23 protein-coding genes are annotated in these 24264 nt (G+C 63.6%); 16 read left to right on the top strand and 7 right to left on the bottom strand.

Features of this window, described 5'->3' with window-relative positions; all coding sequences use genetic code 11:
• The first annotated feature begins 203 nt into the window (after window positions 1-203).
• From NTD82_RS25970 to NTD82_RS25950, 5 genes are all read left to right on the top strand, one after another.
• Window positions 204-419, top strand: coding sequence for a DUF1127 domain-containing protein (locus NTD82_RS25970; RefSeq protein WP_095159017.1), 216 nt, complete (start codon window positions 204-206; stop codon window positions 417-419).
• 278 nt (window positions 420-697) lie between these two features.
• The gene (locus tag NTD82_RS25965) at window positions 698-1015 is read left to right on the top strand and encodes a DUF2388 domain-containing protein (RefSeq protein WP_262130795.1); all 318 of its coding nucleotides are present in this window, start codon (window positions 698-700) and stop codon (window positions 1013-1015) included.
• Window positions 1016-1134: 119 nt separating this feature from the next.
• On the top strand, window positions 1135-1425 hold the full coding sequence (locus tag NTD82_RS25960) for a DUF2388 domain-containing protein (protein WP_262130794.1): 291 nt from the start codon (window positions 1135-1137) through the stop codon (window positions 1423-1425).
• Between the two features lie 27 nt (window positions 1426-1452).
• A complete protein-coding gene (locus NTD82_RS25955) occupies window positions 1453-1773 on the top strand; it encodes a DUF2388 domain-containing protein (protein ID WP_095159020.1) in 321 nt (106 codons plus the stop codon).
• Complete coding sequence (locus NTD82_RS25950) at window positions 1770-3728, top strand: DUF4105 domain-containing protein (RefSeq protein ID WP_262130793.1); 1959 nt, start codon at window positions 1770-1772, stop codon at window positions 3726-3728. The genes NTD82_RS25955 and NTD82_RS25950 overlap by 4 nt, the downstream gene beginning before the upstream one ends.
• A gap of 3 nt (window positions 3729-3731) precedes the next feature.
• Here NTD82_RS25950 and NTD82_RS25945 read toward each other — a convergent pair whose 3' ends face one another.
• Complete coding sequence (locus NTD82_RS25945) at window positions 3732-4133, bottom strand: GFA family protein (protein WP_095159022.1); 402 nt, start codon at window positions 4131-4133, stop codon at window positions 3732-3734.
• Window positions 4134-4522: 389 nt separating this feature from the next.
• Between NTD82_RS25945 and NTD82_RS25940 the strand changes: the two genes are divergently transcribed.
• The 9 genes from NTD82_RS25940 to NTD82_RS25900 all read left to right on the top strand — a co-directional run bounded on the left by NTD82_RS25940 (window position 4523) and on the right by NTD82_RS25900 (window position 14701).
• Entirely contained in the window at window positions 4523-5830 is a 1308-nt protein-coding gene (locus NTD82_RS25940; RefSeq protein WP_095159023.1) for a CitMHS family transporter, read from the top strand.
• 70 nt (window positions 5831-5900) lie between these two features.
• The gene (locus NTD82_RS25935) at window positions 5901-6677 is read left to right on the top strand and encodes a TerC family protein (protein ID WP_095159024.1); all 777 of its coding nucleotides are present in this window, start codon (window positions 5901-5903) and stop codon (window positions 6675-6677) included.
• A gap of 227 nt (window positions 6678-6904) precedes the next feature.
• Entirely contained in the window at window positions 6905-8563 is a 1659-nt protein-coding gene (locus NTD82_RS25930) for a Na/Pi cotransporter family protein (protein ID WP_095159025.1), read from the top strand.
• 37 nt (window positions 8564-8600) lie between these two features.
• Window positions 8601-9980, top strand: a complete 1380-nt coding sequence (locus NTD82_RS25925) for a M16 family metallopeptidase (protein WP_262130792.1) — start codon at window positions 8601-8603, stop codon at window positions 9978-9980.
• 124 nt (window positions 9981-10104) lie between these two features.
• Window positions 10105-11127, top strand: a complete 1023-nt coding sequence (locus NTD82_RS25920) for a DUF5924 family protein (RefSeq protein WP_095159027.1) — start codon at window positions 10105-10107, stop codon at window positions 11125-11127.
• A gap of 80 nt (window positions 11128-11207) precedes the next feature.
• Window positions 11208-12350, top strand: a complete 1143-nt coding sequence (locus NTD82_RS25915) for an ABC transporter permease (protein WP_262130791.1) — start codon at window positions 11208-11210, stop codon at window positions 12348-12350.
• Window positions 12347-13144, top strand: coding sequence for an ABC transporter ATP-binding protein (locus NTD82_RS25910; RefSeq protein WP_095159029.1), 798 nt, complete (start codon window positions 12347-12349; stop codon window positions 13142-13144). The genes NTD82_RS25915 and NTD82_RS25910 overlap by 4 nt, the downstream gene beginning before the upstream one ends.
• A 1-nt stretch (window position 13145) precedes the next feature.
• A complete protein-coding gene (locus tag NTD82_RS25905; protein WP_262130790.1) occupies window positions 13146-14084 on the top strand; it encodes an MlaD family protein in 939 nt (312 codons plus the stop codon).
• Complete coding sequence (locus NTD82_RS25900) at window positions 14081-14701, top strand: ABC-type transport auxiliary lipoprotein family protein (RefSeq protein WP_262130789.1); 621 nt, start codon at window positions 14081-14083, stop codon at window positions 14699-14701. The genes NTD82_RS25905 and NTD82_RS25900 overlap by 4 nt, the downstream gene beginning before the upstream one ends.
• Here the strand turns inward: NTD82_RS25900 and NTD82_RS25895 are convergent.
• The 5 genes from NTD82_RS25895 to NTD82_RS25875 form a co-directional block, all read right to left on the bottom strand.
• Window positions 14683-15912: a nucleoside recognition domain-containing protein gene (locus tag NTD82_RS25895; RefSeq protein WP_095159032.1), complete on the bottom strand. Its 1230-nt coding sequence runs from the start codon at window positions 15910-15912 to the stop codon at window positions 14683-14685. The genes NTD82_RS25900 and NTD82_RS25895 overlap by 19 nt on opposite strands.
• 195 nt (window positions 15913-16107) lie before the next feature.
• Window positions 16108-17439 carry a glutamate/aspartate:proton symporter GltP gene (gene gltP / locus NTD82_RS25890; RefSeq protein WP_095159033.1) on the bottom strand — a complete coding sequence of 444 codons (1332 nt, stop codon included), beginning with the start codon at window positions 17437-17439 and terminating at the stop codon, window positions 16108-16110.
• Window positions 17440-18167: 728 nt separating this feature from the next.
• The gene (locus NTD82_RS25885) at window positions 18168-18638 is read right to left on the bottom strand and encodes an inhibitor of vertebrate lysozyme family protein (RefSeq protein ID WP_262130788.1); all 471 of its coding nucleotides are present in this window, start codon (window positions 18636-18638) and stop codon (window positions 18168-18170) included.
• A 4-nt stretch (window positions 18639-18642) separates the two neighbouring features.
• Window positions 18643-18807 carry a DUF1328 domain-containing protein gene (locus tag NTD82_RS25880; RefSeq protein ID WP_042127667.1) on the bottom strand — a complete coding sequence of 55 codons (165 nt, stop codon included), beginning with the start codon at window positions 18805-18807 and terminating at the stop codon, window positions 18643-18645.
• A gap of 45 nt (window positions 18808-18852) precedes the next feature.
• Complete coding sequence (locus NTD82_RS25875; RefSeq protein WP_095159035.1) at window positions 18853-19125, bottom strand: hypothetical protein; 273 nt, start codon at window positions 19123-19125, stop codon at window positions 18853-18855.
• Window positions 19126-19449: 324 nt separating this feature from the next.
• On the opposite strand from NTD82_RS25875, the gene algB reads away from it, so the two are divergent.
• Together algB and NTD82_RS25865 are read left to right on the top strand one after the other, a co-directional pair.
• On the top strand, window positions 19450-20796 hold the full coding sequence (gene algB / locus NTD82_RS25870) for a sigma-54-dependent response regulator transcription factor AlgB (protein WP_095159036.1): 1347 nt from the start codon (window positions 19450-19452) through the stop codon (window positions 20794-20796).
• Window positions 20793-22580 carry an ATP-binding protein gene (locus NTD82_RS25865; protein ID WP_262130787.1) on the top strand — a complete coding sequence of 596 codons (1788 nt, stop codon included), beginning with the start codon at window positions 20793-20795 and terminating at the stop codon, window positions 22578-22580. The genes algB and NTD82_RS25865 overlap by 4 nt, the downstream gene beginning before the upstream one ends.
• Before the next feature lie 6 nt (window positions 22581-22586).
• Here the strand turns inward: NTD82_RS25865 and NTD82_RS25860 are convergent, their stop codons facing one another.
• Window positions 22587-24209, bottom strand: a complete 1623-nt coding sequence (locus tag NTD82_RS25860) for an EAL domain-containing protein (protein ID WP_262130786.1) — start codon at window positions 24207-24209, stop codon at window positions 22587-22589.
• Window positions 24210-24264 lie beyond the last annotated feature (55 nt).

The raw sequence follows: 24264 nt of genomic DNA, 5'->3' as shown, positions 1-24264 counted from the left end.
CGACCCTCCCCTTGACTATAAATGCACCAAAAGTGCGCAGACCAGTACAGTTGCGCGTATTTTGAGTGCAACAGCACCCTTAAACAGTTAACTGGACCCTCACAATCAAGGTGAACTGTATCTACTGTTATGGACGGCGGAGGAGGATCATTGGCATCAGTTAAACCACTAGCCAATGCCGCCATAAGCGGAAGGAAGACATCATGGAACGTACCCTCAGTTCCGATCTGATTTTCGAAAACAACGCTCAACAATCCCAAGCCGCTCTGCCTCTGCGCCTGCTGGCTAACCTGATGCTGTGGCAGCGCCGCATCTCCAGCCGCCATCAACTGGCCCGTCTGGATGCCCGCCTGCTGGCCGACGCCGGTATCAGCGAAGCACAGCGCTACGAAGAGCTGAGCAAGCCTTTCTGGCGTTAAGCCAGGAGCGCCGGCCAATGCCGGCACCGAATTCCGAGAAACCCGTCGCAGGTAACTGCTGACGGGTTTTTTCGTTCTGGAAGGTGCGAAATAGAGCGCCTAGCCCCAAGAGCAGTACAATTTACACAAATCAAAAAAAGACCATAACAGTTACATCCGACGCCGTTTCGCTTACCCCGTGTTACGCTTGCTTCACGCAGCTTGACTCACCCGTAGCGCAATAAGCTGAGCGCGCGTCTGACATTCAGATGACCAAAGCCCTACTCAGGAGATCGACCATGTTCCGTACCCGCTTGCTGGGCGCCGCCGTCTTGCTGGCCCTGGCCTCGACTGCCCAGGCCACCAGCTTCGTTGTCACCACCGACGCCGTTGTAGGTGCCGTGGCCGCTTCCACCGATGCCACTTCCGATGTGTCCTCCTCGTTCCGCGACGACAAGATCGTCCGCGCCGCGCGTGACGACGCCGCAAGCTTCGTTGCCAGCAACGGCGATATCCGTGGTGCGAAGCTGGAAAGCGCCTTCATCCACATCCGCCAGCAACAGCCAACGCTGCAGGCCAGCGACGCACAACTGGCCCAGGCGATTCTGGCGATCTGATCCGACACGGGTCGTCCGCCCTCGAAACACCAGGCAAAACACCCGGGCCAGCCGCTCTGGCCCGGGCTTGCACATTGGGATAGCCTTTGCCGCCTCGATTCCGAAGGCACTGTTTCCCCATGCGTTATCTGCCATTGCTGCTTGTGCTGTTCGGGCCCGGCACCGCCCTGGCCTTCGATATGACCACCGCCACACTCGTCGTCAGCGGCTATGCCACCAGCCAGGTGACCACCGCGCCGTTCGACCGCAAGTGGATTCTGGCCGCCCGCGATGACGCCGCGGCCTTCATTGCCAGCGACGGCCAGTTGCGCGGCGCGCAGTTGGAGGCGGTCATCCAGCGATTGCGCCATGAAAACCCCGAACTTCATGCTGGCGACCTTGAACTGGCGCAGGCAATTCTCGTCCAATGACCACACCTGTTTTTCCGGAGATGTTCCATGCGTAATCCGCTGATTGCCGCCACCCTCGGCTTCCTGCTGCTGGCCGACGTAGCCCAGGCACACACCGTGGTCGCCACCAGCAACATCATCGTCCGCGCCTTTGGCCGTTCGATCGATTTCACGTCCGACACCACCACCTCGATTCGCGACTCGAAAGTCGTCCGCGAAGCCCGCGACGATGCCGCCAGCTTCGTCGCCAGCAACGGCGACATCCGTGGCGCGCAACTGGAAGCCGCTTTCGACACCCTGCGCCAGCGCGTCCCGGAAGCGCGCCAGGCCAGTGATCAGGTCCTGGCCGAAGCCATCCTGGCCCTGTGAAATCCCTGCGTAACTGGCTGCTGAGCGGTGCACTGGCACTGTTCAGCGTCCCTGCGTTGGCCGACCTGCAACTGGTGTTGCAGGACGACAGCCTGACTTCATCCCAGCGCCAGGCCACCCAGGCGCTGCTGGATGAAGCGATGGAGAAACTTCCGCCCAGCTTCAAGACCCGCCTCGACCGCACCATCACGGTCAGTTGGGACGCGCGCATGCCCGAAGACGCCTACGGCCAGGCCTCGCTGGTGTCCACACTGGCGCTCAATCGCCGCCTGCTGCCCAGCCTCACCGACGGCAGTGCCGTCACACAGAAGACCGGTCGCCCCCATGGCACCGTGCGCCAGGAATTGCTGGCCACCGTCCTCCACGAAACCACCCATATCTACGACCGTGCCCGGCTTTGGCCCGACGACGAGCGGCGACTGATCGTCCGCTGCAAACGCCAGAATGACAGCCAGGGCAAGGTGGGGCTGCGTGATGAATGCCGCGGCCAGCCCGAACGCCGCTTCACCCTCAGCGATGATCCGCGCCTGCTCGACCTTGCCGGCTGGCCGCAATACGTTGGCCGTCGCGGCGAACGCGAGCAGCACAATCGCCAGATCGCCCGCAGCCCGGACAGCTATGAGCTGAGTAGCCCCAAGGAATTCATCGCGGTCAACATGGAGTACTTTCTCCTCGACCCGAGCTATGCCTGCCGCCGCCCGGCCTTGCAGGCTTACCTGAGCAAGCACTTCGGCTGGGCGCCGGCGCATCCGGCCTGCGAACCGGCGCTGCCGTTCCTCAATGCCGGCAACGACTTCGCCAAGCAACCGCTGGGGCAGATCGACCCGGAGCGCGTCTATGCGGTCGATTACCTGCTGGCCGAAGCCAACCAGAACTGGGTCAGCCGCTGGGGCCACAGCATGCTGCGCCTGGTGATCTGCGCCCCTGGCCGGCCACGCGGGCCGGACTGCCGTCTCGATCTGGACCAGCATCTGGTGCTGTCGTATCGGGCGTTCGTCAACGATGTTCAACTGTCCAGTTGGGATGGCCTGGTCGGTGCCTACCCGTCGCGACTGTTCGTACTGCCGCTGGGACAGGTCATCGATGAATACACCAAGACCGAGCTGCGCAGCCTCGCGTCGATCCCGCTGAAGCTGTCCCGCGAGGAGCTCGAGGCCCTGGTGCGTCAGGCACTGGAGATGCACTGGAGCTACGACGGCAACTACTTCTTCCTGTCCAACAACTGCGCGGTGGAAACCCTCAAGTTGCTGCGCAGCGGCACCGCCAACCCGCGCCTGACCAGCCTCGACAACATCATGCCCAACGGCCTGCTGGAAGTGCTCAGGGGCCGCGGTCTGGCCGATACCAGCGTGCTGGACGACCCGCGCGAGGCGCTGCGCCTGGGCTATCGCTTTGATTCCTACCGTGATCGCTACCAGGCGATGTTCCAGATTCTCAAGAAGCAGTTGCCGGTCCCCGCCGACAGCGTCGAAAGCTGGCTGGAACAGAGCGCCGAACAGCGTCGCCCGTGGTTCGACCGCGCCGACCTGCGCACCAGCGCCGCCTTGCTGCTGCTGGAACAGGCCGGACTGCGCCGGCAGTTGCTGCTGGCCCAGGACGAGGTCAAGCAACGCTACCTGACCGGGCGCGCGCTGGAGGACGGCAGCGTGGCCAAGGCCAACAACACCTTGCAGCAGATCCTCGCCAACAGTGGCTTCCTGAGCAAACCGGCGGAATTGCTGGGGGAGGGCGGCTATGGCCTGCCGCAGCCCGCCGAGCGCCAGCAACTGGAGCAGAGCAGCAGCCAGCGCCAGCAACAGTTGCAGGCGTTGAGCGTGGACCTGGACACGGAAGTGCGCGCCTTGCTCGGGCCGGAGCGGGCGGCGCAGATCAAAGCGGTGGAGGCCAATATCAAACAGCTCGGCGAGCACCTGCGGGCCTTGCACAAGGCCGCGGGCGGGCTAGAACTGCCTTAGGCCTCAGAGTGATTCGTGCCGCTCGCTGGGCAACTGTTCGTCCAGGTGCAGCCAGGGCAAGCGGCTCTCGGTCCAGATATGCCGGTTTGGCGGCACGGATTCCGGATCATCCAGCGTGGTGACGGTGATATCGATGGTTTCCGGGCTCAGGTCGGTGGTCAGGGCCAGATGCGCGCCACAACGGCTGCAGAAATAACGCACGCAACTGGCGGACGAGTCGTAGCGCTGCGGGGTTCCGGTCAACCACTGGAAGCCACCGCAGGGCACGGTGACCCAGGTGACCAGCAAACCGCCGGTGACCCGTCGGCAGATCGAGCAATGACAGTGGGCGACATCGGTGAGCGGGCCTTCGGCCCGGTAGCGCAGGGCGCCGCAGTGGCAGCCGCCCTCGTGGAATTGAGTCATTTGTTCAGCACTCCTTGTTGATGCAGATTCAGCCGTTGTTCTTGGGGCCTCATCGCGAGCGAGCTCGCTCCTACAGGGTAACCATTGCCTTGTAGGCGCGAGCTTGCTCGCGAAGGCAGTCCCGAAAAATACCTCTCGTCACCTTTCAACCCTCGAAAGCTGGCTGAAAGCTTAGCCCCTTAGCATCGCCTCACCACCGGCATAGCGACCGGCGCGCCAGGGCATCCGATTTACCGAGCCCGGCCCAATCAACAAGAACAATGGTGATTCTGATGTCCTTCCGTACCTTCCTGCGCCCTGATTTCCCCCCGCTACTCCAGACACAGCGCCTCGCCCGCTGATCCGTCCGTCACGTCCCTGTCCCGACGCACTACGCCTGGAGTACCCCCATGCTGACCTTCCTCGGCTTCGCCATGGTCATCACCTTCATGTACCTGATCATGACCAAGCGCCTGTCGGCCTTGATCGCGCTGATCCTGGTACCGATCCTGTTCGCCCTGTTCGGCGGCTTTTCCAGCAAGATCGGCCCGATGATGCTGGAAGGCATCAGCAAGCTCGCCCCAACCGGCGTGATGCTGATGTTCGCCATTCTCTATTTCGCCCTGATGATCGACTCCGGCCTGTTCGACCCGGCCGTGCGCAAGATCCTCAAGCTGGTCAAGGGCGACCCGCTGAAAGTCTCGGTCGGCACCGCGGTGCTGGCCCTGGTCGTCTCGCTCGACGGTGACGGCGCCACCACCTACATGATCTGCTGCGCCGCGATGTTGCCGCTGTACAGCCGCCTGGGCATGAGCCCGCGGATCATGGCCGGCCTGATCATCCTCGCCGGCGGGGTGATGAACATGACCCCGTGGGGCGGCCCGACCGCCCGTGCCGCCAGCGCGCTGCACGTGGACCCTTCGGACATCTTCGTGCCGATGATCCCAGCCATGCTCGCCGGTGTCGTGGCGATCCTGGCCATTGCCTACATGTACGGCAAGCGCGAGCGCGCCCGTCTCGGCGAGTTGCACCTGCCGGGTGACGAGATCGACCACAGCGAAATCACCGTTTCCCAATACCCGGACGCCCGCCGCCCGAAACTGCTGTGGTTCAACGGCGCCCTGACCGCCGCGCTGATGGTCGCGCTGATCGCCGGCCTGCTGCCGCTGCCGGTGCTGTTCATGATCGCCTTCAGTATCGCCATGATCGTCAACTACCCATGCCTGCAACAGCAGAAAGACCGCATCGCCGCCCACGCCGGCAGCGTATTGGCGGTAACCGGGCTGATCTTCGCCGCCGGTATCTTCACCGGCATCCTGTCCGGCACCGGCATGGTCGAGGCCATGTCCAAGAGCCTGCTGGCCGTGATCCCGGACGCGCTGGGCCCGTACCTGGCGGTGATCACCGCGATCGTGAGCATGCCGTTCACCTTCTTCATGTCCAACGACGCCTTCTACTACGGCGTGCTGCCGGTACTCTCGGAAGCCGCCAGCCACTACGGCATTTCGCCAGTGGAAATGGCCCGCGCCTCGATCGTCGGACAGCCGGTTCACCTGCTCAGCCCGCTGGTGCCGTCGACCTACCTGCTGGTCGCCCTGGCCGGCATCGAGTTCGGCGACCACCAGCGCTTTACCCTGAAGTGGGCAGTGCTAGTCTGCCTATGCATAATGCTCGCCGCGCTGCTCATGGGAATTTTCCCGCTGTTCAGTAGCCTCTAGTAAACAGATCCACCCAACCCGTTTGCGCGCCTGATCCGGCGCGCAACGTCATACACCTGAAGGAACAAACATGGAATGGCTGACCAACCCGGAAATCTGGGTTGCCCTTTTCACCCTGACCGCACTCGAAATCGTGCTCGGGATCGACAACATCATCATGATCTCGATCCTGGTCAGCCGCATGCCCAAGCACATGCAGCAGCGCACCCGGATCTTCGGCCTCGCCCTGGCGATGGTCACCCGCATCATGTTGCTGCTGTCGATCACCTGGGTCATGCGCCTCACCGCCGACCTGTTCGAAGTCTTCGGCCAGGGCATTTCCGGCCGTGACCTGATCCTGTTCTTCGGTGGCCTGTTCCTGCTGTGGAAAAGCTCCCAGGAGATCTACCACGGCCTCGAGGGCGAAGACGAAAGCGCCGACGAGACTACGACGAGCGCCGGCGGCAAGTTCCTGTACACCATCATCCAGATCGCCATCATCGACATCGTGTTCTCCCTGGACTCGGTGATCACCGCGGTTGGCATGGTGTCCCACGTGCCGGTCATGGTCGCGGCAATCATCATCGCCGTACTGGTGATGATGCTCTGCGCCAAGACCATCAGCGATTTCATCGACAAGCACCCGTCGCTGAAAATGCTCGCGCTGTCGTTCCTGATGGTGGTCGGTACCGTGCTGATCGCCGAAGCCTTCGACGTGCATGTGCCGAAGGGCTACGTCTACTTCGCCATGGCCTTCTCGCTGGCCGTGGAAGCCGTCAATATCCGCATGCGCACGGCGATGGCGAAGAAACGCAAAGAAGCACAGAGCGAACCGGTGAAACTTCGCAAGGACATCCCGGGTCAGTAATACTGGCCAGTTGCTGAATCAAGGCCCCTTCCGGGGCCTTTTTTCATTGTGGCGGCAACAGCGGCGGTTTCTCGGCTTTATCTGCCAGAACCCGCCAACCCTGCTGGCGCCAAGGCCTCTGGCGAACTAAAGCTTAAGTGAGCACTGGAAAAAACCGCCGTTGCCAACGGCCAGGCTCCGCGCACATTCATTGGCCCCGCTGGGGCAGACACACAGGGGGCCCGTTCATGCTGACCCTGCTCAATCTATTGTCAGCCGTCGCCCTGCTGATCTGGGGCACACACATCGTCCGTACCGGCATCCTGCGGGTCTATGGTTCAAACCTGCGCCGGGTAATCAGCCAGAACATGTCACGCCGGCCACTGGCGTTCATCGCCGGCATTCTGGTCACCGCCATGGTGCAAAGCAGCAACGCCACGGCGATGCTGGTCACTTCGTTCGTCGGCCAGGGCCTGATGGCGCTGACCCCGGCCCTGGCGATCATGCTCGGCGCCGACGTCGGTACCGCGCTGATGGCGCGGGTGCTGACGCTCGACCTGTCGTGGCTGTCGCCGCTGCTGATCTTCCTCGGGGTGATCTTCTTCCTGTCGCGCAAACAGACCCGCGCCGGTCAGCTCGGGCGCGTGGGCATCGGCCTTGGGCTGATCATCCTGGCGCTGCAATTGATCGTCGAGGCGGCGACGCCCATCACCACCGCGCAAGGAGTGAAAGTCCTGTTCGCCTCGCTGACCGGCGACATCCTCCTCGATGCCCTGATTGGCGCGATGTTCGCCATGATTTCCTACTCCAGCCTCGCCGCCGTGCTGCTGACCGCCACCCTGGCCGGCGCCGGGGTGATCGGCCTGCCGGTCGCCATCGGCCTGGTCATCGGTGCCAACATCGGCAGCGGCCTGCTGGCCTTTATCAGCACCAGCATGCGTAACAGCGCCGGGCGCCAGGTGGCGCTGGGCAGCCTGCTGTACAAGCTGATCGGCCTGCTGGTGACCATTCCGCTACTGACCCCGCTGGTCGCCTGGATGGACAGCCTGACGTTCAGCCCGGCCGAACTGGTGATCGGTTTCCACCTGCTCTACAACAGCCTGCGCTGCCTGACCCTGCTGCCCACGGTCAAGCTGATGGCCAGGGCCTGCAGCTGGCTGCTGCCCGAACGCCCGGAAACCAACGGCCACACCACCCCGCGCCACCTCGACCCGACCGCCCTCGCCACACCCAGCCTGGCCCTGGCCAACGCCGTGCGCGAAACCCTGCGCCTGGGCGATCTGGTGGACACCATGCTCGAAGCCATGAACAGCGTGCTGCGCGGCACCCAGACCGCCGTGACCCAGGAAATCCGCGTCCTGCATGACGATGTCGAGTCGCTGTACAACGCCATCAAACTGTACCTGGCGCAAATGCCGCGGGAAGACCTCGGCGAACAGGACAGCCAGCGCTGGGCCGAGATCATCGAGCTGGCGATCAACCTGAAGATGGCCAGCGACCTGATCGAACGCATGCTGCGCAAAATCCAGCAGCAGAAAACCTCGCAGCGCCGCGAGTTCTCCGAAGTGGGCCTGGAAGAACTGACCGGCTTGCAGGGCCAGTTGCTGGCCAACCTGCGCCTGGGGCTGTCGGTGTTCCTCAGTGCCGACCCGGAGAGCGCCCGCCAGCTACTGCGGGAAAAACGCCGCTTCCGCGCCCAGGAGCGGCGCCTGGCTCACGCCCACGTCAGCCGCCTGCAACGCAAGGTGGTGCAGAGTATCGAGACCAGCTCGCTGCACCTGGAACTGATCGCCGACATGAAACGACTGAACTCATTGTTCTGCAGCAGTGCCTATGTGGTACTGGGTGGACACGACACCGGCGGCTTGCTGATCGACGCCGTGCCGGACGAGATCCACTCGCCGTGACCCTTTACTGCGTCGACACTCTGCAAGGAAGCCCTGCATGCGTTGCCTGATGTTCGTTTGCCTGTTGCTGGGCGCCATGCCCGGCTTTGCCCTGGACCGCACGCAAGTCGAGGGCTATCTGCTGCCCAATGGCCTGCAAGTGCTGCTCAAACCGGGCTACGAACGGGACCATGTGTCGATCCGCCTGGTGGTCGGCATCGGCTTCGATGATTTTCCCTGCGACCGGCAAGAACTGCCGCACCTGCTCGAACACTTGCTGTTCAGCGGCATTGACGACAGCGGCGAAGGCGGCCTGGAACAACGCCTTCAGGCCCTCGGCGGGGAATGGAACGCCTACACCAGCAGCGCCGACACCACCTTCGTCATCGAAGCGCCGGCCCGCAACCAACGCAAAGTGCTCGACCTGCTGCTCGCCTTGCTGCAGCAGACCCAGTTCGATGACGACGCGCTGGCGCAGTCCAAGCGCATCATCGAGCGCGAAGACGGTGGCCACTACTCCCACCTGCAACGCTGGCTCGACCGTCAGGCCATCGGTCACCGCGCCAGCGACCAGTTGGCGGTGGAGCTTGGCCTGAAATGCGCCGAGCGCTCCGATCTGGACGACATGACCCTGGAACAGGTCGACGAGATCCGCCAGCGCTGGTACGCGGCCAACAACATGACCTTGATCATCGTCGGCGGCCTCGACCGTCTGCTGCCGGCTTATCTCGAGCGCTCCTGGGCTGAGCTGGAGCCCGTGGAGCCGGCCGAGCGGCGGGCGCTGGATGGCGTCAGCCGGCAGGCCGAGGAAAACCGCACGCTGGTGCGCGGCCTGCTGGGCAACGGCGCGCGGCTGAGTTGGTTGTTCCTGGAGCCGGTGCTGGACAACGAGCACGACCAGACCCTCGATCTGGTCCAGCGCTATCTGGACTGGGCGCTGTACAGCGAACTGCGCCTCAAGCACGGCCTGTCCTACGGACCGTGGAGCCAGCGTGAGACCTTTGGCGACAGCGGCATGCTCAGCTTGAATGCCGACCTGGAGCGCGATCAGGTCGAAGAAGCGGAAGAGGTGATGCAGGACCTGATCAAGCGCCTGCGTGACGAGGGCCTCGACCCGTCTACCTTCGAACGGATCAAGGCGGCGGCCATCGACCGCGAATCCTGGACCACCCAGGGCAACAGCGCGTTGGCGGACTATTACTGGGGCGCGTTGAACACCTATGCCGATGGGCATTTCGTCGACCCGAAACAGCGCCTGCGCGGGGTGAGCCTGGAAGAGGCGAACCAGGCGATGCGGGAATTGTTCAAGACCACCGGGTATGTGCGGGTGGAGAAGCCGTTGCTGGGGTATGACGAACTGTTCTGGTGGGGCGTGTTGGGGTTGGTTGTGGTGGTGGGTGGCGGGGTTGCCTGGTATCGGCGCAGGTCCGCTGGATAGGCGGGCATCCATCGCGAGCAAGCTCGCTCCTACGCGCGTCTTTGTATGCCGCTCTGCCGCCCCAAAATCGACCAAACCGGAGTATTCTTGTAACCGTTTCTTACAGCCCTCTGCGAATGTCCCCATGCCTATCTACGTCCAGCGCCTCATCGAACTGATCAAGCGCTATCCCGGGGTCATCGCACTCGGTGGTTTCCTCTCCGGTATCGGCAGCTTCATCCTGGTCGATCGCCAGGAAAGCCTGGCCAGTTGGGTCGCGATCCTGATGCTGGTGAGCTGGGTCTGGCTGATGCTGGAAAACAGTTTCACCCAGTTGTTCGCCCGCCTGTTCAAGCGCGAAATCCCGCAACCGCTGCTGCGCTACGCGACGCAGATGATCCACCAGGAAAGCCTGTTCTTCGTCCTGCCGTTCTTCTTCGTCACCACCACCTGGAACAGCGGCCAACTGATCTTCACCGGTCTGCTGGGCGCCGCCGGGCTGGTGTCGATCATCGACCCGCTCTACTACCGCTGGGTCGCGCCCCGGCGCTGGCTGTTCCTCGCCCTGCACACCCTGACGCTGTTCGCCGCGATGCTCACGGCGCTGCCGATCATCCTCCACCTGACCACCGCCGAGAGCTTCAAGCTCGCGCTGGGGGTGTCGATGTTGCTGTCCTTCCCGAGCCTGGCCAGCAGCTTCCCGATCAACAATGCGCGCCGGGCGATCGCGTTGGTGCTGGTGACCCTCTCGATCGGCGGTGCCGGCTGGTTGCTGCGTTCCTGGGTGCCGCCGGCGACCCTGTGGATGACCGAGGTGGCGATCAGCAGCCAACTGCAGAACCGCACCCCCGGCGACAGCCTCAAACAGGTCAGCGCCAGCCAGATCCGCAGCGCCGGACTTTATGCCTACACCGCGATCAAGGCGCCGCGCGGGCTGAACGAGCGCATCTATCACGTCTGGCAATTCAACGGCAAAGAGGTCGATCGCATCGCCCTCGATATCAATGGCGGGCGTAAGGAAGGCTACCGCGCCTGGACCCACAAACAGGTGTTCCCGGCCAACCCGGTGGGGCGCTGGCAGGTCCGGGTGCTGACCGAGGATGGCCAGGTGATCGGCGTCCTGCGCTTCCGCGTGGTTGATGATGGTCAAGCATCCGCCACACAGTGACGCTATGCTCAGGGCTTTGTAGGAAAAGTGCCTGCGCGACGATCAGGCTGCGTTCAAGCGCCCATGGACCTCCGGAGCCTATGACCCGTATTACCAGCCCCGCCAGCGCCATTCTCGACACGAGCCAAAGCCCGCCGCGCTTGCGGCTCAGCGGTGATTGGACGCTGGCCAACTACGCCAGCCTCAAGCAGAGCACTGCGGCCCTCAGCGGCCAGTACGACAGCAACACCCCCGTGGACCTGGACCAGCTCGGCAAGCTCGACACCGCCGGCGCCTCGCTGCTGGTGGAGTTGCTCGGCCCCGAGCGTCTCGCGCAACTGGAAAGCGAAAGCCCGCTGCCGGCCGCCAGCCGCCACCTGCTGCACAGCGTGCAAGCCTCGCTGACTGAATTCTGCATCCCGCCGCGCCACACCCAACTTCCGGTCCTGACCCAACTGATGGCGCGCATCGGCGCGGCGGTGGATACCCTCTGGCAGGACAGCCGCCAGTTGCTCGGTTTCATCGGCCTGATCATCACCACCCTGGCCCGGCGCGCGCTGCAGCCCAAGCGCTGGCGCATCACGTCGGTGGTTGCGCACATCGAGCAGACCGGCCTCGACGCCGCGCCCATCGTCGCCCTGCTGACGTTCCTGGTGGGCGCGGTGGTGGCCTTCCTCGGCGCCACGGTGCTGGCCAGCTTCGGCGCCAGCATCTTCACCGTCGATCTGGTCGCCTTCTCCTTCCTGCGCGAATTCGGCGTGCTGCTGACCGCCATCCTCATGGCCGGCCGCACCGCCAGCGCCTTCACCGCGCAGATCGGCTCGATGAAGGCCAACGAGGAAGTCGACGCGATCCGCACCCTCGGCCTGGACCCGGTGGAGCTGCTGGTGATCCCGCGCGTGCTGGCGCTGCTCATCTCCCTGCCGCTGCTGACGTTCCTGGCGATGCTCTGCGGCATCGTTGGCGGTGGGGTGGTCTGCGCGCTGTCGCTGGACATCTCGCCGGCGATGTTCCTTTCGCTGCTGGAAGACGACATCGGTGTGCAGCACTTCCTGGTGGGGATGGCCAAGGCGCCGTTCTTCGCCTTCCTGATCGCCGCGATCGGTTGCCTGGAAGGCTTCAAGGTCAGCGGCAGCGCCGAGTCGGTGGGCGCCCACACCACCTCGGCGGTGGTCCAGTCGATCTTCGTGGTGATCGTCCTCGACGCCGTGGCCGCGCTGTTCTTCATGGAGATGGGCTGGTGAGCCGGCCCGACGCCCGCGAGGCGGTGATCGAAGTACGTGGCCTGTGCAACCGCTTCGGCAGCCAGAGCGTGCACGAGCAGCTCGACCTGGACTTGTACCGCGGCGAGATTCTCTCGGTGGTCGGTGGCTCCGGCAGCGGCAAGTCGGTGCTGCTGCGCAGCATCATCGGCTTGCGCCGGCCCAACGAAGGCACGGTGCGGGTGTTCGGCCAGGACTTGTCCAACGCCAACGCGAACGAGCGCTCGCTGATCGAACGGCGCTTCGGCGTGCTGTTCCAGAAGGGCGCGCTGTTCTCCTCGCTGACCATCACCGAAAACGTCGCCCTGCCGCTGATCGAACACGCCGGCCTGAGCCGCGACGACGCCGAGCACCTGGCCGGGGTCAAGCTGGCCCTGGCCGGCCTGCCGCAATCGGCGGCGGACAAGTTTCCCGCCTCGCTGTCCGGCGGCATGATCAAGCGCGCCGCCCTGGCCCGCGCGCTGGCGCTGGACCCGGACATCCTGTTCCTCGACGAACCCACCGCCGGCCTTGATCCCATTGGCGCCGCGGCCTTCGACCAATTGATCCTGACCCTGCGCGATGCCCTCGGCCTGAGCGTGTTTCTCATCACCCACGACCTGGACACGCTCTACACCATCAGCGACCGGGTCGCGGTACTGGCACAGAAGAAAGTGCTGGTGGCCGCGCCCATCGACGAAGTGGCCCAGACTGACGACCCGTGGATCCACGAGTATTTCCATGGCCCGCGTGGCCGGGCGGCGTATCAGGCCGCCACAGCGCTGAAGGAGAAGTGAAATGGAAACCCGCGCGCACCATGTGCTGATCGGTATGGTCACCGTCCTGGTGGTGGCCGGCGCCATGCTGTTCGGCCTGTGGCTGGCCAAGTCCAGCGTCGACAGCACCTTCAAGGACTACGAGGTGGTGTTCAACGAGCCGGTCACCGGCCTGTCCAAAGGCAGCGCCGTGCAATACAGCGGGATCAAAGTGGGCGATGTCACCAGCCTGCACCTGGACCCCGCCGATCCGCGCCGGGTACTGGCGCGCATCCGCCTGAACGCCGAAACCCCGGTGAAACAGGACACCCAGGCCAAGCTGACCCTGACCGGCGTCACCGGCACCTCGCTGATCCAGCTCAGCGGCGGCACCCCGGAAAGTCCGCCGCTGGTGGGCAAGGGCGGCAAACTGCCGGTGATCATCGCCTCGCCATCGCCCATCGCCCGCCTGCTGACCAACAGCAGCGACCTGGTGACCAACATCAACCTGCTGCTGCACAACGCCAACCGCCTGTTCTCCGAAGAAAACGCCACGCGCCTGGGCTCGACCCTGGAACACCTGGAGCAAACCACCGGCGCCATCGCCGCGCAGCGCGAGGACATCAGCCATGCCATCCGCGAACTGGCGACCATCGGCCAGCAGGCCGGCGCCACGCTGGAGCAGACCAGCGAGCTGATGCGCAACGCCAACAAGCTGCTTGGCAGCCAGGGCCCGCAGATCGTCAACAGCGCCGACCAGGCGATGCGCTCGCTGGCGCAGAGCACCGCGACGCTCAATGCGCTGCTGGAAAGCAATCGCGACGCCATCGACAGCGGTGCCCAAGGCTTCCGCGAGCTGTCGCCGGCGATCCGCGAACTGCGTGACACCCTCAACTCGCTCAAGGGGATTTCCCGTCGCCTTGAAGCCAACCCCAGCGGCTACCTGCTCGGCCGTGATCAAAACAAGGAGTTCGAGCCATGAGCCTCGCCAGCCGCCTGACCCTGGCCCTGCTGATCAGCCTGAGCAGCGCCTGCTCGATCCTGCCCCAGGCCGAGAACGCCGAGGTTTATCGCCTGCCGGCGGCGGTCGCCACGCCGTCAGCCAGCACGCCGGTGAGATGGTCGTTGCGGGTGAACAAGCCGCTGGCCAGCGACGTCTACAACGTCCCGCGCATTGCCGTGGTGCCGCAGGGCGACCAGATCAGCAGCTACAAGGGCGCGCGCTGGACCGACCCGGCCCCGACCCTGCTGCGCAATCGCATCCTCGATGCCTTCCAGCGCGATGGCCGGGTGCCGCGTCTGAGCGCCGACGACAGCAACCTGCAAGCCGACTACGAACTGGTCGGCGAGCTACAGGCATTCCAGAGTGAATACAGCGCCCAGGGCATCAGCGTGGTGATCCGCCTGGATGCGCGGCTGGTGGAGGGGCGCACCCAGCGCATCCTCGCCAGCCGTCATTTCGAAGTCCGCCAGCCACAGGCCAACAAGGAAATCCCGGCGGTGGTCAGTGGCCTGGGCCAGGTCACTGACCGGTTGATGGCGCAGTTGCTCGACTGGACCGTAGCCGAGGGCAACCGCTATCAGGCGAAGAACCAGTAGCAGACCGCAATGGCCGACAGCACGCCGGCCAGTTCAGCCAACAGCGCACAACCCACCGCGTGGCGGGTGCGCTGGATACCGACGGCGCCGAAGTACACCGCCAGCACGTAGAAGGTGGTTTCGGTGCTGCCCTGCACCGTCGCCGCTACCAGCGCCGGGAAGCTGTCCACGCCGTGGGTCTGCATGGTTTCGATGAGCATGGCCCGCGCCGCGCTGCCGGAGAACGGTTTGACCAGTGCGGTGGGCAGGGCATCGACGAAACGGGTGTCCCAGCCCAGCCATTCGACCGTATGGCGAATCCCGTCCAGACCAAATTCCAGCGCGCCGGACGCCCGTAGCACGCCAACCGCGCACAGCATCGCCACCAGATACGGCAGGAGGTTCTTGGCGACGTCGAAGCCTTCTTTCGCGCCTTCGACGAAGGTTTCGTACACCTTCACCTTCTTCAGCGCGCCAACCAGCAGGAACAGCATGATCAGGCCGAACAGGGTCAGGTTGCCGAGGATCGACGACAGGTTGGCCAGCGCGGTGGCGGACAGCCCGGCCAGCAGTGCCATGAACGCGCCCAGCAGCAAGGCGCCGGGCACCAGATAGGCGAGCACCACCGGATCCCACAGGCGCAGGCGCTGCATCACCGCCACCGAGAGCAGGCCGACCAGGGTCGAGCCGGTGGTGGCGATGAGGATCGGCAGGAACACCAGGGTCGGGTCCATCGCGCCTTGCTGGGCGCGGTACATGAAGATGGTCACCGGCAACAGGGTCAGCGACGAGGCGTTGAGCACCAGGAACAGGATCTGCGCGTTACTGGCGGTGGTCGGGCTGGGGTTCAGCTCCTGCAAAGCGCGCATGGCCTTGAGGCCGATGGGCGTGGCGGCGTTGTCCAGGCCCAGGCCGTTGGCGGCGAAGTTGAGCGTAATCAGGCCCAGCGCTGGATGGCCGGGCGGGACTTCCGGCATGAGCCGGCGGAACAGCGGGCCAAGCACCTTGGCCAGCCACTCGACGATCCCGGCTTGCTCGGCGATCTTCAGAAAGCCCAGCCAGAGGGTGAGGGTGCCGAACAGCAGGACCATGACCTCGACCGACAGCTTGGCCATGGCGAAGATGCTCTCGACCATCGCCGCGAAGACCCCGGCGTTGCCGCCCACCAGCCATTGCACCAGGGCCGAAATGGCCGCCACCACGAAAAAACCAAGCCAAAGGCCGTTGAGCATCCGTTAACTCCCCCAAAGATGGGCTGAATGATAGCGGCCGGCAGAACCAGTGTCCTCTGTTGCGACCCCTTCAGGGCCTTATCGCGAGCAAGCTCGCTCCTACCGATACGCTGCCTCGCGATAAGGCCCCTACAAACTCACAGAAAACAAAAAGCCCCGACGAATCGGGGCTTTTTCATTCAGCAGGAAAACGACTCAGGATTTGACGGCCTTGCCAGCCACCGCCACTTCCTTGCTGCGCCAGTGCGGCAGCGAATCCCAGTACTTCTTGCCCTTGGCATCGTCGTACATGCCTTCCCAACGGGAGATGACCAGGACCGCCAGAGCGTTGCCGATCACGTTCAGGGCGGTACGCGCCATGTCCATGATGCGGTCGACACCGGCGATGAATGCCAGGCCTTCCAGCGGAATGCCAACGCTGCCCAGGGTGGCCAGCAGGACCACGAAGGAAACGCCCGGCACGCCAGCGATGCCCTTGGAGGTGACCATCAGGGTCAGCACCAGCAGCAACTGCTGGCTGATGGACAGGTCGATGCCGTAGAGCTGGGCGATAAAGATCGCCGCGATGCTCTGGTACAGGGTCGAACCGTCGAGGTTGAACGAGTAACCGGTCGGCACCACGAAGCTGCAGATGGCCTTCGGCGCGCCGTAGGCTTCCATCTTCTCGATCACTCGCGGCAACACGGTTTCCGAGCTGGCGGTGGAGTAGGCCAGGACCAGTTCGTCCTTGAAGATGCGCATCAGCTTGATGATGGAGAAGCCGAACAGGCGCGCCACCAGGCCCAGCACCATGAAGGCGAAGAAGGCGATGGCGAAGTACACCAGCAGCACCAGCTTGGCCAGCGGCAGCAGCGAGGCGAAGCCGAAGTTGGCGACGGTCACGGCGATCAGGGCGAACACACCGATCGGGGCGTAGTTCATGATCATGTGGGTGACCTTGAACATGGCTTCGGAAACGCCCTGGAAGGTCTTCACCAGCGGGTCGCGGATTTCCGCGTTGAGGCTGGACAGGCCCAGGCCGAACAGTACCGAGAAGAAGATGATCGGCAGCATTTCACCGCGCATCAGCGCCGCGAAGATGTTCGATGGAATCAGGTTGAGGATGGTCTCGATGAACGCGTGTTCATGCTGCACCTCGGCCGCGGTGGCCTGGTACTTGGAGATGTCCACGGTGCCCAGGGTGCTCATGTCGATGCCGGCGCCCGGGTGGAACAGGTTGGCCAGGACCAGGCCGACGACGATGGCGATGGTGGTCACCACCTCGAAGTAAATGATGGTCTTGAGGCCGATACTGCCAAGTTTCTTCGCATCGCCAACCCCGGCGATACCCACGATCAGCGACGAAATCACGATCGGGATGACGATCATCTTGATCAGGCGAATGAAGATGTCACCGGCTGGCTGCAGCACATTGCTGATCCACCATGCCTTTTCTGCACTGAAATGATTCAGCAGTGCTCCGATGGCGATACCCAGTACCAGACCGATGAGGATCTGCCAGGCGAGGCTCAGTTTTGCCTTCTTCATGTCATTACCTTTTTGTTCAAGTGGACACGGGCATTGCGCTGTAACCAGCATTCCAGAGCTATTAAAAGGGGTCTGGAAGACTTCTTCGGCAACAGTCAAAGGCACCGCAGAAGGTCATCGCGAGCGAGCGGTAATGAGCGCTGGCAGGCGAAAAAAGGCGCAACTATTCAGGCGTGGAGGGGCCTAGTCTAATGCCGGAAACGAGTACCCCATGCCGAATCGGCATGAGTTTTTCGGCAAAAAACGGTCGTCAAGGAGGGTTGCGAAAGGGGTGTTCGGGATTCCGAATACGATCAATCCGCCATATTGCGGCAGATTCGGAGGGTAATCGGCAGGTGCGGAAGGCAGGTGTTCGACAATCCGAATGGATGAAAATCGCATCGGCGCATGTAGGAAAAAGCCGAAAATATTTTTTCCGGACAGACGAGCGGGTGGCGGATTTGCCATCTGTCGGGAAGAAAGGGCTGCCGGAATGGATACGGCCGGGAGAGCCCGTCAAAGGTATCCCGGATTACGGGACACCCTGACAGACCACTCCCGGCGTTGCTTCCTGACCCGGCCCTCGACGGAGGCACTCCTTGTACCCCTAGGCCCCTCCGATCCTGTAGCAATCAGAGCAGCCCGGCCCCTTGGTCATGCGCCTGCCCTCCTCGAGTGGGCGCAACATAGAAGCTTGAACGGTGAAAAGGTTCAGCTTCTGTCTCTGTCCCGAAGCACCCGGCGGCGCGTCAGTACCAGTTCGGATCACGCTTGAGTTGTTCCTTGAGCATGGCCTGCATGCCCGGGTCGGGGTCACCCAGCCAGCGATAATCGGCGTGGCGGGTCGGTGACTTGTCACCGGGCAGACCCTCAGGCACCTCAACCAGCATTCCGTAGGCTTTTTCCTTATCCCAACGGAAGGCCACGATCAGACGCTTGTTCAGGCATTTGCCTTCGCTTTCGCACAACGGTCCGACCAGATACTTGTCGCCGTCTTCCTCGACCGCTGACATCTGTTGCTCGGAAACGCCGCTGAGGTTGAGCACCCACTCGGGCAACCGCTCCTCTTTTTTGACCATGTCCTGCCAGGTTTCCCGATACTCGGGGTCCGCACCGAGAATGTCGGTGGCCCGGACCTGGCCGTCATTGGCCGCCATTGCCGCCGTGCAGCCGCCCAGCAACAGGGCGGCGGCCAGGGCGTTGCGTATCACGCCTTTCATTGGTTCAACCTCGACCGCGACGTCCGAAGAAGAAGGAAGCCACGAACAGCACCAGGAAGATAATGAAGAGGATCTTCGCGATACCGGTAGCGGCGCCGGCGATACCACCGAAGCCCAGCACGGCAGCGACAATGGCGATAATCAGGAAGGTAATGGCCCAACTCAACATGGTGATTCTCCTTCTGTTATGGAAAGGGTCCTTGGCCGTTCGCCGTTAAAACACCCAGCGTTCTTGTGGAACATGGGCAGCGGCGGTGGCGGCTGGCAGCGCTTTGGAGCGCATCAGCGGAGCGGTTTGCAGGGGCACGGCACGGCTTTCATGCAGGCGCTCGACCTGGATTGCGAGTTGGCTGTCGACCTGTTTGACCTGCCAGGCGTGATACACCTGGCCGGCAATCAGTGTCAGCAGCAGCGCCAGCGAGAGAAACAAAAGCTGGCGCAGATGTAATGGCGATATAAGCACCAGGGCGGCGGGTGTGCGGTTCATGCCGGGCTCCTCTTGCTGCATCTTGTTATGACCTGGAAGGGTCATTGCAGCCTGCATGCCAGCCCGCATCTAATAATATTTTCTATATAAATCAATAATTTACGTATGTGGCAAATACCATTGGGAAAGCATCCTGCACGATGCCCCCTGGCGGCGTCGTGCTTTTTGCATGGTCAGAGACTATTTTTCCGTAGGAATTTTCCCAAATTTAGGTCGGCAAGCAGGGAGCTAGCATGCAAGGAAAGGAATGAATCAGAATTGACCATGCAACTTGCCCGATTTTTCCGACACTAACCAAGATAATTCCTAAGGAGCGCATGGAAAATGGAGTCAGCCCCAGATCCTCAAGGCCGCATTCTGCTGGTGGACGATGAGTCCGCCATCTTGCGTACCTTCCGTTATTGCCTGGAGGACGAGGGCTATACCGTCGCCACCGCCAACAGCGCTGCGCAGGCCGAAACCCTGTTGCAGCGCCAGGTGTTCGACCTGTGCTTCCTCGACCTGCGCCTGGGCGAGGACAACGGCCTCGACGTCCTCGCACAGATGCGTATTCAGGCCCCGTGGATGCGCGTGGTGATCGTCACCGCCCATTCGGCGGTGGATACCGCCGTTGACGCGATCCAGGCCGGCGCCGCCGATTACCTGGTCAAGCCTTGCAGCCCCGACCAGTTGCGTCTGGCCACCGCCAAGCAACTGGAAGTGCGCCAGCTTTCGGCGCGCCTTGAAGCCCTCGAAGGCGAAATCCGCAAGCCCAAGGACGGCCTGGACTCCCACAGCCCGGCCATGATGGTGGTGCTGGAAACCGCCCGGCAGGTGGCGACCACCGACGCCAACATTCTTATCCTCGGCGAGTCCGGCACCGGTAAGGGCGAGCTGGCCCGGGCCATCCATGGCTGGAGCAAGCGCGCGCGCAAGGCCTGCGTCACCATCAACTGCCCGTCCCTGACCGCCGAACTGATGGAAAGCGAACTGTTCGGCCATAGCCGCGGCGCCTTCACCGGCGCCAGCGAAAGCACCCTGGGCCGGGTCAACCAGGCCGACGGCGGCACGCTGTTCCTCGACGAAATCGGCGACTTCCCCCTGGCCCTGCAACCCAAGCTGCTGCGGTTCATCCAGGACAAGGAATACGAGCGGGTCGGCGACCCGGTCACGCGCCGCGCCGATGTGCGCATCCTCGCCGCGACCAACCTCAACCTTGAGGACATGGTCCGCGAAGGCCGTTTCCGCGAAGACCTGCTCTATCGCCTCAACGTCATCACCCTGCACCTGCCGCCGTTGCGCGAGCGCAGTGAGGACGTCCTGACCCTGGCCGACCGTTTCCTCGCCCGCTTCGTCAAGGAATACTCGCGTCCGGCGCGGGCCTTCAGCGAAGAAGCGCGGGCCGCGCTGCTCAACTACCGCTGGCCGGGCAACATCCGCGAGCTGCGTAACGTGATCGAGCGCGCGAGCATCATCTGCCCGCAGGAAAAAGTCGAAATCGTCCACCTCGGCATGGCCGAGCAACCCGCCAGCAATGCACCGCGCATCGGTGCCGCGCTCAGCCTGGACGAACTGGAACGCGCGCATATCGGCGCGGTACTGGCCACCAGCGACACCCTCGACCAAGCCGCCAAGACCCTGGGGATCGACGCTTCGACGCTGTACCGCAAGCGCAAGCAGTACAACTTATGAAATGGGCGATGAAGTTGCGGACAAGGCTGTTTCTCAGCATTTCGGCGCTGATCACCGTCGCCCTGCTCGGCCTGCTGCTGAGCCTGGTCAGCGTTCAGCAGATGGCCAGTTCGCAGGAAGCGATGATCCGCAACAACACCTATGTCCTCGACATGGGCCTGAAGATGCGCCAGAACCTCAGCGAGCAACTGACGCAGATTCTCGACGAGAACAGCGATGCGTCGGTCCTGAGCCAGTTGCAGAGCGAGTTCCAGCGGTTGCTGGACGAGGGCCTGAGTCATGAGCAGCAGGCCGACGGCTTCGATGACTTCACCCGCGCCAACAGTGAGTTTCAGCACTTCCTCCGCGAACTGCGGGCTACCTCGGCGCCGGCGCGCAACCTGAGCGTCGATCAGCCACTGGGGCAAGCCTTCAGCGCGCTGCGCAGCAGCCTGATCGAATCCCACAAACAGGCCGTCGAGCAGATTCGCGGAGCGGAGAAAGTCTCGCGGGAAAAAGCCGTGCTGATGTCCGGGGTGCTGGGCTTCGTTGGCCTCGCCGTGCTGGGGCTCGGCTTTCTCACCGCGCACGGCATCGCCCGTCGCTTCGGCCAGCCGATCGAGGCGCTGGCTACCGCCGCCGACCAGGTCGGGCGCGGTGATTTCGAGGTGACCCTGCCGGTGACCTCGGCACTGGAAATCAACCAACTGGCCCGGCGCTTCGGCCTGATGGCCGAGGCGTTGCGCCAGCATCAGGCGACCAATGTCGATGAACTGGTCGCTGGCCAGCAACGCTTGCAAGCCGTGCTCGACAGCATCGACGACGGCCTGCTGATCATCGACCGCCAGGGTCGCCTGGAGCACCTCAACCCGGTGGCCCAGCGCCAATTGGGCTGGGACGACTCCCGCGCCGGCAGTCGCCTTGGCGAAGCCATGCAGCGCCCCGAGCTGGACCAGCAACTGCATCTGGTCCTGCGCGGCGGCAATCTGGAGCGGGTGCCGGAAGACCTGCACCTGGAGATCGAAAAGGAAAACCGCGTGCTGACCTACAGCCTGACGCCGGTCTGCCGCCCGGACGGGCAGATCCTCGGGGCGGTGATGGTGCTTCACGATGTGACGGAGCAGCGCGCGTTCGAGCGGGTCCGCAGCGAGTTCGTGCTGCGCGCCTCCCACGAACTGCGCACGCCGGTGACCGGCATGCATATGGCGTTCGGCCTGTTGCGTGAGCGGGTCAAGTTTCCCGAGCAGTCCCGCGAGAGCGACCTGTTCGACACCATTGGCGAGGAAATGCAGCGCCTGACCCAACTGATCAACGACCTGCTGAATTTCTCGCGCTATCAAAGCGGCCAGCAGAAGCTGGAGCGCAGCCTCTGCCCCCTTGATGAATTGCTGGAGCGGGCGCGAGCGCGTTACGCCAGTGCGGCGGCGGCCAAGCAGATCGACCTGCAACTGGAGCTGGGCAACCCGTTGCCGCGGATTCAGGCCGACGTCGCCCAGCTCGACCGGGTGTTGGACAACTTGCTGGACAACGCCATTCGCCACACCCCGTCGGGCGGGCGAATCCGCCTGCAGGCGAGGCGACATGGCGAGCGGGTAATCATCAGCGTCGAAGACAACGGCGAAGGCATTGCCTACAGCCAGCAGGGCAGGATCTTCGAGCCTTTCGTCCAGGTCGGACGCAAGAAAGGCGGCGCCGGCCTCGGCCTGGCACTGTGCAAGGAGATCGTCCAGTTGCATGGCGGGCGCATGGGGGTTTATTCGCGGCCCGAGCAGGGTACCCAGTTCTACATGGCGCTGCCGGTCTGAGGCGTTTCAGGCTTCGTCGTCGATGCGCCGTGGGCCCAGGCGCCGACCGCGAGTAATCAGCTCGACGAACTGGCGAGCGCTCAGCGGATGGGCGAACAGCCAGCCCTGGCCATAATTCACGCCCTCGCTGTTGAGCAGCAGCGCCTGGTCTTCGTATTCGATGCCCTCGGCGATCACCCGCAGTTGCAGGGCATGGGCCATGCGGATGATGTGCGGGGCGACGCCACTGCTGGCGGCGTCATGGCCCAGGGCATCGATGAACGCCTTGTCGATCTTCAGGCAATCCACCGGCAGGGTCTGCAAATAGGCGAGGCTGCAATAGCCGGTGCCGAAGTCGTCGATCAGCACTTGATGGCCCATCGCCCGCAGCGCCTGGAGGTTGTCCCGGGCCACTACCACGTCTATCAGCCCACGCTCGGTCACCTCGAACGCAATCTGGCTCGCCGCCACATGGTGCGTGGCCAACAGCCGCGCCGCCACCCGGCCGATGCGCGGCACCATCACGTCGCAGGCGGCAAGGTTGACCGAGATGTACAGCTTCGGATTGGCGCGCAAGAGCTGGGCCAACTGGTCGAACACCCGTTGCAGGACAAAGTCGGTGATCTGGCGAATCTGGCCGGTGTTCTCGGCCAGCGGGATGAACAGGTCGGGGCTGGTCAGCGAGCCGTCCGGACGGCGCCAGCGCACCAGCGCCTCGGCGCCCACGCAGTTGCGGCTGGTGAGTTCGAAGATCGGCTGGTAGAGCACCTGCAATTCACCCCGGCGCAAAGCGCCTTGCAGTTCCGAACTCATGGAGCGGCTCTGCCGCACCAGTTGCAGCACCGCCCAGCCGATGCACCAGGCCAACAGCAGGCTGCCGGGGAACAGCAGCCAGAGCACTCCGTTCATTTTCAACGGCAGACTGGCGCGCGGCGCGATCAGCACCAGCTGGTAATCCGGCGACTTGGTCGGCATGCGGTAAACCAGGCGATCCGGCAGTTCCACCAGCGCTTTCGTGGAAACCGGCGGCCAGACGTCTCCGGGCGGCGGCCATGCCTGCACCGGGCCCAACACCGGCACGGCGCGGGCGCCGCGGTCGAGCACCACCAACAGGCTGCCGCCGGCGGGCAGGTCGACCACATCGGTGAGGTGACCGCGCGACGTGGACACGCGAAACGGCCCACGCCCCAGCACCAGGGCGGCGCGGTTGTCATCGGGTTCGGTGCTGGTGTTGAGCCAGTAACTGTAGGTGGGGCCCTGAATGTCCGGGGGCGGCAGGGATTCGAAGGTGCGATCGCCAAGACGGTTGGAGCAGGTTTGCTGGCCGTCCACATAGGCGGCCTCGAAGACGAAGCGATTGTTGAAGGCCACCTGCTGCAAGGCAGCGAGCATAGTGGCGTCGCAACCGCGCGCCGGCTGCGCCTGGAGTTCATCGACGCCTTCACGCAATTGCCCGAAGATCTGCTCCAGCCGGTCGAGGAAGCGCTCGCCGCGGGCATTCATCTGCTCGCTTTCGTTGACCTGCAACTGATGCATCGCCACGCCGAGGCTGGCCAGCAGCAACAAGATCGCACTCGCCGAGGCCGCAAGCGTGGCCAGTAGCCAGGGACGATAGAGCAGGCCGCGCAACATCAGGAGGGCAGATGACATCAAAAATATCCCGTCGAGTACCAAGAGGTATAGCAACAGGAGGACGACTCAGCCT

The organism is Pseudomonas sp. 5P_5.1_Bac1 (genome assembly GCF_025466015.1).
GTDB lineage: Bacteria > Pseudomonadota > Gammaproteobacteria > Pseudomonadales > Pseudomonadaceae > Aquipseudomonas.
The sequence above is the reverse complement of the archived record's forward strand: the minus strand, read 5'-3'. Positions and strand labels throughout refer to the sequence as shown.